The following is a 15,248-nucleotide window of genomic DNA, read 5'->3' as shown; positions in this document are numbered from 1 at the left end:
AGCACAACTGCGCTATAAAGCCTGTATGGCATCGTGGCCGGCGCTTATGGCCCGGCTACTCGGCGTCATCGGCGCCTATACCGGCCGACAGAATAGAATCGAAACTCGAGGCCATGCGCTGCGCAGTCGATGCATCGATGGAATCTGCGACATATTCGATGTAGCCGTACAGCGCTCGCGGTCGACCCTGTGCGTCCTTTTCCTCGCTGAGAATGAATGAGATATCCCAATCGGCCGGCGTGGGCACTTCGACGGGTTCCCATGTTGCCGACAAGCCTGCCCGCCGTAGGTCGGAGGTCGGGATGTTCTGAAATGCGAGACGGATTCGGAGACGGTCGCCGATGCCGAGCGAGTCGGTCAGGTACTCGAAGGGGATGTCCTGGTTGTCCATGGCCGCAAGGGTGGTGACTCGGACTCGCTCCAGCAGGTGCGTGAAGTCGGGGTCATCGTGAACTTCCGTGCGAAGCACGAGGAAATTCGTGAAACGACCGATCATCTCCTCCATGCCGACCTCGGTACGTCCAGCCGTCGGTGCGCAGACGGTGATGTCATTTCCGTATCCGAATTCCCTGAGCGTGAGCACGACTGCGGTGTGAACCACCATGAAGACGCTGGCGTCGTGCCTTGCCGCGTAACTCATGCTCCGGCGATATCGCTCCGGTGGTATGTAGAGGAAGACTCGTTCTGCATACGGCTGTGAGGAGTCGATGTGGCGCGCCGACCGAGCGGCTGTGGGCAGGTCCGCGAGAGTGTGGCGCCAGAAGTTGAGCTCTGCATCGACGACCGGACGGCCCGGAGCGCTTTCGGTGATCCGCCGTTGCCAGATCGCGTGCTCGGCGTACTGCATCGGCAACGGTCGCCAGTCCGGTCGAGCGCCGCTGCGGCGTGCGAGCAACGCGGTCGCCACGTCGTGCACCAGAGGCGTCAGTGACCAGCCGTCCGCGGCGATGTGGTGCAGGATGATCAACAGTAGATCAGAGTCGTCGTCCGGATACAGCCGTACCCGAAGTGGCACCTCGGTCTGCAGATCGAACGGTTGCGCGATGCACGCGGCTGTCGCCGCCGGGATATCGTCTGTCAGGACCGTCTCGAAATCGAGAGCATCGTCGAGAACCAGTTGTGCTCCAGGGAATACTGTACGCAGTACCTCGTGGCGCATCGTCAGGTCCGTGAATGCCTGTGCTACGACGTCCGGTGGTGTCGCGCCGTGGAGCCGGAGCTGGAGTACATAGGCACGTCCGGGGCCCCGCTCGAACTGCTCGCGGGCGTTCAGGTCGAGCAGCCGCCGCTGAGGGTAGGACAGCGGCAGTGTCGCGGCGCGAACGCTGTCCGCCCGCGCGGGAAGTCCAGGCGGGCGAGCGGAGACAGTGGCGAGACCCGCGACTGTGCGGAGCTCGAATATGTCTTGCACCTGCACGTCCACTGCGAGTATGTGGCGGATCCGGGCGCGAAGTCGCACCGCGCTCAACGAGTCACCGCCCATCTGGAAGAAGTCGTCATCGATACCGATATCGGTCAGGCCGAGTACTTCGCAGAAGATCGCGGCCAAGGCCCGTTCGCGATCGTTGCGTGGCGCTCGGGCGGTGGACAACGCCGCGAAGTCGGGCTCCGGTAGCGCCCGACTGTCAAGCTTGCCGTTGACGGTCATCGGCCAGCGGTCTACCACCGTGACCGCGGCAGGAACCATGTGCTCGGGCAGATGCTGAACGGCTGTGCGCCGAAGTTCGTCCGCCCCGGCGGGATCGACCCCGCGGGCGTAAGCGAGCAACCGACCATCCCGGACGATGACTTTGACGTCACCGAACCGACCGAGCACTGCCTCGATCTCGCCCAACTCGATCCGGAAACCCCGCAGTTGGACCTGGTGATCTGCTCGCCGGAGATATTCCAGCCGTTGTGCGGTCCGACGGACGAGGTCACCGGAGCGGTACAGCCGTGCCCCTGGAGGGCCGAACGGATCCGCCACGAAGCGAGCAGCGGTGAGGCCCGCCTGCCCCAAATAGCCGCGCGCGACTTGAGGCCCAGTGACGTAGGCTTCGCCCGTCGTGCCGGTCGGCACCGGATGCAACCGGTTGTCCAGGACATGGACTCCGATGCCCGGGAGACCTCGACCGATCGGACTGCCCACTGCCGGGACCGTGACCATGTGCCGGGCCAACGGCTCGATCGTCACATGCACGGTGGTCTCGGTGATCCCGTACATGTTGATCAAGCACGGTGCGCTGTCGGCGTATCGCTCGAACCAGCCCGCAAGTTTGTACAGTTCCAGCGCCTCACCGCCGAAAACCACGTAACGCAGCGCGAGCGGAGAATCGTCTGCGGCGGCGCTTCGGTCGGCCTGATCGAGCTGATAGAACGCGGACGGAGTCTGACTCAGGACGGTGACATGCTCGCGAACCAATAGGTCCCGGAACATATCCGGTGTTCGCGACGTGATGTAGTCGACGACGACAGCGGTACCGCCGGTACTCAGCGCGCCCCACAACTCCCACACCGCGAAATCGAACGCGAACGAATGGAAGACGGTCCATACGTCCTGAGTGCCGACGTCGAAGTGCCGCAGAGCGCTCGCCAGCAGATGCACGACATTGCGGTGTGTCACCATGACGCCTTTGGGAACGCCCGTGGTCCCTGAGGTGTATATGACATAAGCGAGGTCGTCGGCCGTGATCGAGACGGGCAGTCCGGGGGCCGCGACCCCGGATTGCAACTCCGAGTCTTCGACCAGCAACACCGGTGTTTCTCCGCTGGGCATCACATCGAGCAATGACGCACTGGTGACGAGGCAGTCGGGTCCGGCGTCGGCCATGATGAACTCTAGCCGCGGCCTGGGATATGACGGCTCGAGGGACACGTATGCTGCCCCCGCTCGCAGGACAGCAAGTAGGGTGATCGGTACCCATACCGATCTGTCCAGCCCGACCGCGACCACTGATCCCGGCTGGACGCCATGCGAAATCAGTAGGTGGGCGAGTGTGTCTGCGCGGCGCGACAGCTCGGCATAGGTGATAGATTGTGCGCCCGCTCGAACGGCGATGTTCTCCGGCTGTTCGCGTATCCGTGCGTCTATGAGGTCCACCAGGGTGTTGTGTGACGGGTTGACCACGAGAAGATCCGCATCGTGACGGGTCCTGTCAGCCTCACCGGGCAGCAGTAGCGCGATATCGCCGACAGCTGTGGCCGGTTCGGCGACAACGGTTCGCAGGATGAGTAGTAGCCGCTCGCCCAACTGGTGTGCCGTCTGGATGTCGAACAGGTCGCGGGCATAGGAAATGCTGCCGATCATTGCGCCTTCCTGGGTACCGGCGTCGAGAACGACGGTGATATCGAACATCTCGGTGCCTACCGGTAGGTCGATGAGGTTCGTACGCACACCCGGCAATTCGAAGGCTTCGGAGGGAAAGTTCTGGAACGACAACGCGACCTGGAACAACGGAGACCGGGAAGGATGCCGAGGCAAGTCGAGGGAATCCACCACGCGGTCGAATGGCACGTCCGCGTGTGAGAATGCGGACAGGTCGCTATCCCGTTGCTGAGCCAGCACTTCGGTGAATGGCTGGGCCGGGTCGAGTCGAGTGCGCAAGACCAAGGTATTGACGAACATGCCTATCGAGTCATCGAGCGCGCCGATACCACGACCTGCGATAGGTGTGCCGATGGCCACGTCGGACATGCCGGACAACCGTGCGAGCAATACGGCCAACGCCGTGTGCACAACCATGAACATGCTCGCACCGTGTGCGCGGGCCAACTCTCTCAGCCCTTGCGTGGTGCGGGCATCGATGGTGAAGGCGACCGTGCCACCCGCTCGAGACGCGGCGGCGGGACGTGGTCGGTCGGTGGGGAAGGTGGATTCGAGCGGCAGCCCAGCGAGTGCGGCACGCCAGTACTCGATCTGTTCGGAGATCAGGCTGTGCGGATCGTCCTCGGAGCCGAGGACATCACGCTGCCAGCAACTGAAGTCGGCGTACTGGACCGCGGGTGCGGGCCACACCGGTGTCCTACCGGTGGCGTGCGCAGCGTAAGCCGCCATGACGTCCCGGGTCAGTGGACGCAAGGACCAGCCGTCGACCGCAATGTGGTGCGCTACGAACGCAAGGACGTGTTGGGTCTCGTACTCGCCGCTGATCCCGTCCGATTCGATCCGGAACAATCCGACCCGAAACGGTACCTCGGTCGCCACATCGAAGCCGGTGGAAATCATCTCGGTGATGCGATCGAGCAGTTTGTCCGCGCTGACGGGTTCTGGTGTGAGATCGGAAAGGATCTCGGTGGTCGGCAGGATCAGTTGGTGTGCTGTCTCCCCCCACGCCGGATAGACGGTGCGCAGGATCTCATGGCGCATGATCACCTCCGCGACGGCGTCCCGCAGGGCAGCGGGGTTCAGGTCGCCGGTCAGGCGTAACGCGACCGGGATGTTGTAAACGGGTGATGTGGTATCGATCTGATTGAGAATCCACATGCGCTGCTGTGCGGGTGACAACGGAATCCGTTCCGGTCGCGGCCGCCCAGCCGTCAGCTCGGGAAGACGGTTCGCGTACGTACCTTTCGCGGCCCGCACCGCCAAGCCGGCGACGGTCGGTGCCTCGAACACCGCCCCAACCGGCACCTGGGTATTCAGGTCGGCGCCGAGTCGGGCTACCACCTGCGTTGCGAGCAAGGAATTGCCGCCAAGCGCGAAGAAGTCGTCGTCGGCGCCGACTTGTTCGGCGCCGAGCACCTCGGCGAACACGCGTGCCACGAAATATTCGGTTGGAGTCGACGGCGCACGATAGGTGATCCTCTCGAACTCCGGGTCGGGCAAAGCGTTGCGATCCAGCTTGCCGTTCATGTTGAGCGGCAACATATCCAGCACTACGAATGTGGATGGCACCAGGTACGACGGGAGGACGGAACTCAGCTCGGCCTTCACCCGATCCACGTCGAGGCCAGCATCTGCCGGTACGAGGTAGGCCACGAGGCGGTCGCCCATATGGCCAGCCGATATAGCGAGTACCACGGCCTGTGCAATCTCAGGCAGCCTGAGTAGCACGGCTTCGATCTCGCCCGGCTCGATACGGAAGCCGCGAATCTTTACCTGGAAGTCGGTGCGGCCGTGATAATTCAGCTCGCCCTCGGCATTCCACGCGACCAGGTCACCGGTGCGATACATCCGCGCCCCCGGCTCGAATGGATTCGCAACCATCCGTACCGCTGTCAAATCCGCACGACCGAAGTATTCACGTGCCAATTGTGAACCGGCAATATACAATTCACCCGCGACGCCGTCCGGGACAGGGTGCAGACGCGAATCCAAGACGTATACCCGGTTGTTCCACTCCGGCGCACCGATCGGCACCGAATGCTGGTCCGCGTCGGTCACCGTATGACTGGTGACTGACACCGTCGCCTCCGTCGGTCCATACAGATTGACCAAGCTCACTGTGGGATGGGCACTACGGAACCGCTGCGCCACCGCACCCGGCAACACATCACCGATCGCCAGCACTCGACGCAACGAAGGCGCTAACGCGTCACCGGATACCGTCAGCAATGCGTCCAGCATCGATGGCACCGCGTGCAGAGTCGTTACACCCTCTCGAGCCATGAGGCTGTTCAGGTACGCCGGATCCCGATGCCCATCGGCCGCGGCGATCACTACACGGCAACCTGTGACCGGTGCGGTCCAGAACTCCCAAACCGACAAATCGAACGTCGCCGCGGTCTTCAACAAGATCACGTCATCGGCGCTCAGCCCGAGTGCGGTCATCTTCCACAACAATTGGTTCACCACTGCCGCATGGGGTACCGCCACGCCCTTCGGTCGTCCGGTCGAACCAGATGTGAAAATTACATAGGCCGTATTCGCGGGGTGCAGCGGTGTGACTCGCTGCGCATCGTCGACCGGAGCGCCCGACCACATCGACAGATTCACCTTGTCCACCAGCACAAGTCGTTCCGTCATTCCAGCGGTCGCCGCCCCGGAGACCACAGTCGAGTCGGCAGCAGTCGACGATGTAGTCAACACGCACACGGGATCGACAATCCTGAGGACGTACCCCGTCCGTTCCGTCGGCTGGTTCGGGTCGACCGGCACATATGCCCCACCAGCGACCGCCACGGCGTACATTGCCACAACCAGGTCCACCGATCGATGGAACGCGAGAGCCACCCGCGACTCCGGGCGAACACCCAGCGAAACCAAATGCCGTGCAAGGCGATTCACTCGATCGCCGACTTCGCCGTACGTCACTGTTTCACCTGCGGGAGACACGAGTGCCACCGCGTCGGGCGTCTTCGACACGGTGCGCGCAAACAACGACACCAGCGTCAGCGAGACATCCAGATCATGTTCGGTCGCATTCCGCCCGGACACCACTGCCGCACGCTCGTCGGTACACATCAAGTCCAGGTCACCCACCGGTGACCACGGCGTGGTAGCGATCTCTCGAAGCAAACGCTCGTACCGCTCGGCAAACCTTTCGACGGTGGCAGCGTCGAACAAATCGGTGGCATAGGTGATGGCACCGTGGAGCCCGGCCGGGGCCCCTGACTCGTCATAGCCGTCGGAAACGATCAGGTGTAGATCGAACTGCGAAAATCGGCTGTCGAAGTCCACCTCCGATACGGTGAGACCGGGTAACTCCAGGGACGTCCGGCGTAGGTTTTGGAATGACAGTCCGACTTGGAACAGTGGGTGGCGGGCGGTTGATCTTGGTGGGTTGAGTATTTCGACCAGTCGTTCGAAGGGTACGTCGGCGTGTGCGTAGGCTTCGATGTCGGTTTCGCGTTGCCGGGCAAGTAGTTGTGTGAATGTTTCGTTCGTGTCGACCCGGGTTCGGAATACCAGGGTGTTGACGAACATCCCGATGAGGTGGTCCAGCTCGGGTTCGCCGCGTCCGGCTGTCGGGGTGCCGATCGCGATGTCGTTGCTGCCGGACAATCGTGCGAGCAGCACCGCGAAGGCGGTATGCAGCACCATGAACAGAGTCGCGTCTTGCGATCGTGCCAGCTCTGTCAGGCCGTGGTGCGTCTCGGCATCGATCGCGACCGGGATTCGCGCACCTTTGAAGGTCTGCATGACCGGGCGCGGATGGTCGGCCGGGAGGGCCAGTTGATCCGGCAGTCCGGCCAGCGCCTGTTTCCAATACGCGATCTGGCGGGACGCGGCCGACGCCGGATCGCCTTCGTCGCCCAGGAGCATTCGCTGCCACATGGTGTAGTCGGCATACTGCACGGCCAGTGGCGCCCAACTCGGTGCGGTGCCTGCGGATCGGGCGGCGTAGGCAGTCAACAGGTCTCGAGCCAGCGGCGTCATCGATGATCCGTCGCCGGCGATGTGATGAATCACCATCGCCAACACGTATTCAGTCGGCGGTACGGCAGTTTCCGTGGATGGCTCGACGGTGTCCGAAGAATTCGAAATCTCGATCAGCGCTACCCGTACCGGTACTTCGGTAGTGACATCGAAACCTACCGAGGCCAGTTCCCGCACGGCCGCCTCGACCGTGTCCGGACTGGCGGATCGGAGCACGAGTGCCGGGACGGCCTGGTCCGGTGGCAAGATCACTTGTACCGGCCCACCGTCGGTCGCGGGATACACGGTTCGCAGAACCTCGTGGCGGTCCACGAGGTCAGCCGTTGCCGCCCGCAACGCCTCCACATCCAGCAATCCGGACAGTCGCACGGCTACCGGCATGTTGTAGGCGGCCGACTGCGGATCCAATCTGTTGAGGAACCACATTCGCTGTTGCGCCGGCGACAGCGGAATTCGCTCGGGCCGGGCACCGCGCCGCAGGACGTGGCGACCACGGCCGACCCGGCTCGCCACGGTCCGCGCCAGCCCAGCGACGGTCGACGCCTCGAACAACAGGCGCACCGGAATCCGGGCATCCAGCGCTACCCCCAACCGGGCCACGACCTGAGTGGCGATCAGTGAGTTTCCACCGAGCTCGAAGAAGTCCTCGTCGCGACCCACCGGTACCTCGAGCCCGAGAACAGTAGCGAATGTCTCCGCTATGGTCTGCTCGATTCCGCCCACCGGCGCCCGGAAATCCCGTTGCGGGGTGGGTGGTTCCGGCAGCGCATCGCGGTCCAGCTTTCCGACCGGAGTTAGCGGCAACTGGTCCAATACCACGACGGCCGAGGGAACCATGTGCCGCGGCAGGCTCGATGCCGCATGCTCCACGAGTTCGCCCGGGTCGAACGCCCCACCGGAGGTGGGGAGCACGTAGGACACGAGCGCAGTGGTGCCGGCTGGGCTACGGCGTCCGATCGTCACCGCGAAATCGACTCGCGGATGCCGTCCGAGGACCGCGTCGATCTCACTTGGCTCGATCCGGAAACCGCGGATCTTGACCTGGGTGTCGGAGCGCCCGAGGAAATCGAGTCGCCAGTCGACGGAGTCGATCAAGGTATTGTCGGTCGATGCGTCCGGCCCGGTGTACCAGCGCACCAGGTCGCCGGTGCGGTACATCCGCGATCCGGTCTCGCCCCACGGGTTCGGCAGGAAGCGCTCGGCTGTGGCACCCGGTGCTCCGCTGTAGGCGCGAGCGAGCCCCGGGCCCGCCAGGTACAACTCGCCGGTCACTCCCGGCGGCACGGGGTGCAACCGTGAATCGAGTACCAGCGCCGACATGCCGCGGACAGGCCGACCGATGGTGATGTGGTTACCGGGCGTCAGTCGTGTGTACGAGGAAACGATCGTGGTCTCGGTGGGGCCGTAGAAGTTGAACAAGGTGCGCCCCGGTGCCCATTTGTCGACCAGCTCGGCTGCTGCCAGGTCCCCGCCGATGCCTAATGCGATCAGCTGGTCCAGGCCGTCCGGCTCCATTGTCGCGAGGACACCGGGCGTGGTCGCGACATGCGTTACCTGTTCCGTACGAAGGAATTCGGCCAGATCCGGACCGCCCACGAGTTCTGGAGGCGCGATCAGCAGTGTGGCTCCGCTATGAAGAGCGCACAGCCACTCGAGCAGCGACGGATCGAAACTGGGGGAGCAGATATTCAGGAACCGATGGTCTGGTGTCACCCGCATGACTCCGGTCAGCTCCCGAACGAGACCGGCTAGTCCCCCATGGGTCACGGTGACCCCCTTGGGTTTCCCCGTCGACCCGGACGTAAATATCACGTATGCCGCATGCATCGTCCGCAGCGGTGCGCGACGGTCGGAATCATCGACGGGTGCGGAGGACATGTCCGCGTAGCTTCGCACCGTCGCGGGATCGTCCAGAGCCAGCCATGGCACATCACCGGGCAGGGAGTCGATGTGCTCGGAGCTGGTGAGTCCGAGCACAGTGACCGAGTCCGTGAGCATGTGGCGAATCCGCTCCGCCGGATACGCCGGGTCGATCGGAAGGTACGCCCCGCCGGCCTTGGCGATAGCCAGGACCGCGACCACCAAGTCGTGGGAGCGCGGATAGGCCACGGCCACAACGGTTTCCGGGCCGACACCCGCAGCGATCAGCGCGCGCGCCAAGCGGGATGACGATTCGTCGAGCGCGCCGTAGGTCATCGATGTGCCGGCCGCGCGGAGGGCGATCCGATCGCGACCGAGCCGCAGTCCATGGGTCATGAGATCCGGAAGGAGACCGGTGGCGGCGTCTTGGTCGCAAGGTCCCGCGGTGAGTAGCCGGTACTCCTCGGCGGAGAGGATCGGCAGGTCACCGACAGGTATATCAGGTTCGGCGACAATGGCCGACAGCAGCCGCACAAACCTTTGTGCGAACACCTCGATCGTGGCCTCGTCGTACAGATCGCGAGCGAATGAGAATGTCGCCGCCAGATCCGATCCAGTGTCGGCACTTTCGCGAAGACTCAGTGTGAGGTCGAACTTCGCGGCGCCGGATCCGAGATCGACGGGTGTGATGCGCAATCCGTGCAGCTGAAATGTACTGTCCGGTGTGTTATCGAAGACCAGCGCCACTTGGAACAGTGGATGCCGTGCGGGCGAACGCTGCGGACGAAGCATGTCCACCAGCTGCTCGAAAGGAATGTCGGCGTGCGCGAACGCTTCCAGGTCCGCGGCCCTTGTGCGGGCCAGCAGCTCGATGAAGGTCAGCTCCCGCGACACCTGCGTCCGTAGCACGAGAGTGTTGACGAACATGCCGACAAGACCATCGAGTTCGGCCTCGCCGCGTCCGGCGATCGGCGCACCGAGTGCGACATCGTCGTTTCCGGACAAGCGGGCAAGCAGCACAGCGAACGCGGTGTGCACGACCATGAAGTACGTCACGTCCTGCCGGTGCGCGAACTGGCGCAGCCGTTTGTCGAGGTCGGCTCCGATTCGGAACCGCACGCGCCCCCCGCGGAACGATCGTGCTGGAGGACGCGGACGAGTTGTCGGCAGGCCGATCTCGTCCGGCAGCCCGGCCAGGGCGCGGCGCCAGAACTCCGCCTGCGTGGACAGCAAGCTGTCCGGGTCGTCCTCCGACCCCAGCAGCGCACGTTGCCAGATGCTGTAATCGGAGTACTGGACGGGCAGTGGTGACCAGGTCGGCATTTCGTTCCGGCAGCGTGATGTGTAGGCGGCCATCAGGTCCCGTGTCAGAGGCAGCATCGACCAACCGTCCGCACTGATGTGGTGGACAACCGCGACCAAGATGTATTCCGTTGCGGCCGTACGGAATAGGCGCAGGCGAAAGGGGACTTCGATGGTTACATCGAATCCGGCGCCGACGAGGTCGTCCACCGCAGCTGAGACCCGTTCGGCATCGATTACATGCGGCTCCAGGTCGATCCGCACCGCATCCGGCGGTAGTACCTGCTGCACAGGTCCTTCGGGCGTCTCGGGATATCGAGTGCGCAGAATTTCGTGACGTGTGACGAGGTCACGCGCGGCGTGTTCGAGGGCAGGCACGTTCAGTTCGCCGGAGAGTCGAATCGCCAACGGCATGTTGTCGACCGGTGACGTGGGGTCGAGCTGATTGAGCAACCACATGCGTCGTTGAGCAGGCGCCAGTGGAATGCGAGCCGGGCGCGGCCGGGCTTCCAGCGGGATACGCGGCGGTTCTGTCGCCGCGCTTTCGACGTGTTCGGCCAGCATGGCGACGGTCGGGGCCTCGAACAGGTCCCGGACGGTCGTGCGAGTCCCGAAGGCATCCGTCAGTCGTGCCACGACCTGGGCTCCGCTCAGCGAGTTGCCGCCGAGTTCGAAGAAGTTGTCATCGGCGCCGATCCGTTCGACGCCCAGCACCTCGGTGAAAATCTCGGCGACGATGCGCTGCCCGGGTGTCTCCACTTGCCGTGATCCACGTGGCTCCAATAGGGGAGCCGGTAGCGCGGCACGGTCGAGCTTGCCCGCGGCATTGACCGGAAGAGCTTCGAGGACGACGAAAACCGACGGCACCAGGGCGGCCGGGAGCCGGGTGGCGAGTTCTGTCCGTAAAGCAGCAGTCTCGCCTTCCGATTCGGTGACGATGTAAGCGACGAGTTGGTCACCGCGACGGGCGTCGGTGTGCACGGCGACAGCCGCTTGTATGATCGAATCGATTGTGGTCAGTGCTGATTCGATTTCTCGCGGCTCGATGCGGACGCCCCGTAGTTTCACCTGAAGGTCGGTTCGGCCGAGATACTCCAGCTCACCCGTTATCGTCCAGGTCACCAGATCGCCGGTGCGATACATCCGTTCACCGGTGCCGAATGGGTTTGCCACGAATCTATCGGCCGTCAGGTCCGCACGGCTCACGTAGCCGCGCGCCAATTGCGCACCCGCCAGATAAAGTTCACCGGCAATCCCCGCCGGCACCGGGTGCAGCCGCGAGTCCAGCACGTATATCTGTGTCTCGAGCGCCGGGCGGCCGATGGGCACCGACACGGTATCCGCAGCGGTTACGGGATGTGCGGTGACCTCGATCGCCGCCTCGGTCGGTCCGTACAAGTTGTGCAGCGCAGCGCCGGTCAGCTCGGTGAGCCGCTGAGCGTCCGCGGCGGGAAGGGCTTCGCCGGAAGCGAAAACCATACGTAGACAGTTCGATTCGCGTACGGCGGGTGTGGCGAGAAACTGCGCCAGCATCGACGGAACGAAATGGATGACCGTGATCTGTTCCTTGACGATCACGTCGGCGAGATACGCCGGATCACGATGTCCGTCCGGACGGGCGACAACCAGTCGAGCACCGCTCCACAGCGGCCAGAACAGCTCCCACACCGATACGTCGAACGTCGCCGGAGTCTTCTGCAGCACCGAATCGGCGGCTGTGAGGGGGTAGTCGGCCTGCATCCACGACAGCCGGTTCACGATCGCGCCGTGGCTTACTGCGACGCCCTTCGGTCGACCAGTCGAACCGGACGTGAAGATGACGTAGGCGGCGTTCGCCGGTCGCAGGGGAGCGGTCCGGTCGCTGTCCGATATCGGCGAGTCGGGGTACGTCGACAGATCCAGGCGATCGAGCTCGACGACGTCGATGTCGACGCCGACGTCGATGCGGTCCTGCGTGGTGGTGACCATACATACCGGCCGGGTGCTTTCCAGCACGTATCGGTTGCGATCGGCCGGATGATCGGGGTCGACAGGAACGTATGCACCTCCCGCTGCCGCTATCGCGTGCACAGCGATCACGAGCTCCAGGGATCGGCGTAGCTGTACGGCCACCATCGTTTCGGGGCCGACGCCGAGTCGCACCAAATACCGAGCCAACCGATGCACATGCGCGGCAAACTGGGCGTAGGACAAATTTTCGTCGGCGAACCTCACCGCTGTCGCGCTGGGAGTACGGTGGGCGTGCGCCGCGAACAGCGAGGCGAGCGTCGTGGTTTCGGGTGCGACCGAGCTATCCACGGCCGGGCCTGTTCCGAGGCTGAGGATGCGCTGTCGTTCCCGGTCGCCCACGAGCGGAATGTCCCACGTCAGGTCCTCGCCCGCCGCGCGCACGAACCGGTCGAAGTATTCCAGGAACCTTCCGTGGAGCAGGCCGACCTCGTCCTCGGAATACAGCCCGGCCCGGGCTTCGAAATCTACGCGGTAGCGCGGCGCGGCGACGGATCGATAGAAACTCACGGTCAGGTCGTCGACGCCCCCTGTGGAAAGTACGTTCACCTGTCCGGCTGCTGCACCAAGCCGAATTTCCATATGTATCGGGCTGATGTTGATACGTGGCCCGAAAGATATGCCGAACGGTCTTTGCTTCGTGACAGTCTCACGTCGAATGTCCTCGTAACGGTACCGCTGGTGCCTCAGTGCCCCGGTGACCCCGAGGCGGACCCTGCGCAATAATTCCGAGATCGCCACGGATCGGTCCACGGCGAGGCGTAGCGGGACGATATTCGACAACATGCCCGCTGACCGGCGCAGTACCGCCGTCGTGCGGGCGGCTACGGGCAGGCTCAGCATCACATCACCACTGTCCGACACCCGCGCCAGATAACTCGCGAAGGCGGCGATGAAGAGTTCGGATTCGGAGGCGGTGAGCCGTGTCGCGGCGGACCGCGTTGATGCCGACACTGTATCCGGCAACTCGGAACCGAAGAAGATGGGGCTCGCCGAGGCGTTCGCCTGCGTTCGGAACGGTGTACTCCGCTCCTCGTATCCCGAGACTCGGTCGCGCCAGTACGCGTGGTCCACCTCGAATCGTCGACTGTTCCGATACGAGACGTCGGAGTCGACCATGTCCCGGATACTCCCGGCGGCGAACGACTGCGGTTCGCGGCCGGTCAGCATCGCCGTGTAGAGATGTGCGGTGCGCTCGACCAGATTCATAGCCCCGAAACCGTCCAGCACAATGTGATGAGCGGCCATGTACCAGAGCCAGTGTCCATCCCCGACGCGCAGAATCGCGTTGCGAATCAACCGGTCTCGCACGAGGTCGATACGTCGAGCGGCGTCACGCTCCATCCATTCGTGCGCGTCGGCGATCGGATCGGCCGAATTTCGGAGATCGAAGTAGTCCAGCCCGGAATACAGGCTGAGGTCCACCACCTGGTAGGGCTCCTCGTTCTGAATTCCGATACGGATATAACCTGAGCCCATTTCGTGCCCGGCAGTACGGCCAGCGCTTTCCAGGACGGTCAGATCCAACTCGCCGATGACCTCGATGTACATAGCGATCTTCATCGGCGCTTCGAGTAGCTGTGATGAATGCCACACACCCATTTGCGCTGCGGTGAGCGGTATTCTCTCACCGGGCGTTTCGGGAGCCTTGCCACTGTGTGGAGAGTTGTCGCTATAGCTGATCAAAGTCATTCCTGTGAAGAAATCAACAAAGTACGAAACCTGCCTCGGCGGACGAGAAGCCGCGACGGTTCATCGCGCAGCTCAATTGAGCCGGTTTCGCCTGACCCCGACCTGAGCGAGGCCTCGCGAGTGATACTACCGCTCAGTCGGTGGTGCCGGGGTGCCCCATCTTTTCGGGGCCGACAACGCCATTCAAAGTCGCCGCGATCCTTATCGATGAGCTGGATCGTAGATTTGCTGGCTAGGATTACCTAATAATTCCGGATGGTCACCCTATCGACATCTCTCGAACGTGGTAACCGCCTGGTCGTTCGCATCGGGCGGGTCTACCATTCGTTCTCTCCTCGCTTGTGCACATCTCGCCTGTGGCGAATCCGTATGGCCAGTGGACGTGACAATCCGCTGCCTGTCGGACAGTGCAACTACTATGCTAGCACGATCGAGCTAGCAAGGTCTGTGCTCGTAGTGGGCGGTGATAGTGTGGGGTGTGCCGAAGACCATCGATCACGATCAGCGCAAAGCGGAGATCGCCGCCGCGGTGTGGCAGTTGATCGCGAACCGTGGCGTGAGCGCGGTGTCGCTGCGCAGCGTCGCGGCCGAGGCCGGCATTGTGCTCGGCTCGTTACGTCATAGTTTCCCGACAAAAGCGGATCTGTTGGACTATGCGATGCAGCTTGTCCATACCCGCGTAGAGGAGCGGATTTCCGCTCATGTCGGCATGCGTGATCCTCATCAAATGGCTCTCGCGATGTTGCTCGAATTACTTCCGCTGGATCGTCAACGCACGATCGAGGCGCGGGTCAACCTCGCTCTTATCGCCGACGCGCCGGCCCATCCTCGATTGGGGAAACTGGCCGAGAAAGCGCAAACCGCTATCGCGGAACTCTGCCTGACGGTATGCCAGTTGTTTGCCGACACCGGCTGTATGCATCCGTCTCGCGATCCGCGGGTCGAGGCTCGGCGCTTGCACGAGGTGATTGATGGCAGCATGCTGCATCTACTGGTAACGCCTGAAGTCGGCGAAGACGCAGAAGCCGCACTTGCCGATTATCTGGCAGATTTGTCAGCCCCCCGCCACGGCGGGGCCTGAACGGTGAGC

The 15,248-nt window shown here is 63.3% G+C and carries 2 protein-coding genes; one reads left to right on the top strand and one right to left on the bottom strand.

Going from position 1 to position 15,248, the window contains the following annotated elements; translation table 11 throughout:
* Positions 1–55: 55 nt before the first annotated feature.
* On the bottom strand, positions 56–14,158 hold the full coding sequence (locus tag NWFMUON74_RS33950; protein ID WP_187685771.1) for a non-ribosomal peptide synthetase: 14,103 nt from the start codon (positions 14,156–14,158) through the stop codon (positions 56–58).
* A gap of 478 nt (positions 14,159–14,636) precedes the next feature.
* Here NWFMUON74_RS33950 and NWFMUON74_RS33945 point away from each other — a divergent pair, with 478 nt between their 5' ends.
* A complete protein-coding gene (locus NWFMUON74_RS33945; RefSeq protein WP_187685770.1) occupies positions 14,637–15,239 on the top strand; it encodes a TetR/AcrR family transcriptional regulator in 603 nt (200 codons plus the stop codon).
* The last annotated feature ends 9 nt before the right edge of the window (positions 15,240–15,248 follow it).

The sequence above is a fragment of the Nocardia wallacei genome, assembly GCF_014466955.1.
In the GTDB taxonomy this organism is placed as follows: Bacteria; Actinomycetota; Actinomycetes; order Mycobacteriales; family Mycobacteriaceae; genus Nocardia; species Nocardia wallacei.
Note: the sequence above shows the minus strand (reverse complement) of the source record. Positions and strands in the feature narration are given on the sequence as shown.

Excerpts from the sequence above, each read along its gene's own strand:
- NWFMUON74_RS33950 (WP_187685771.1), bottom strand. The coding sequence starts at position 14,158 with ATGACTTTGATCAGCTATAGCGACAACTCTCCACACAGTGGCAAGGCT.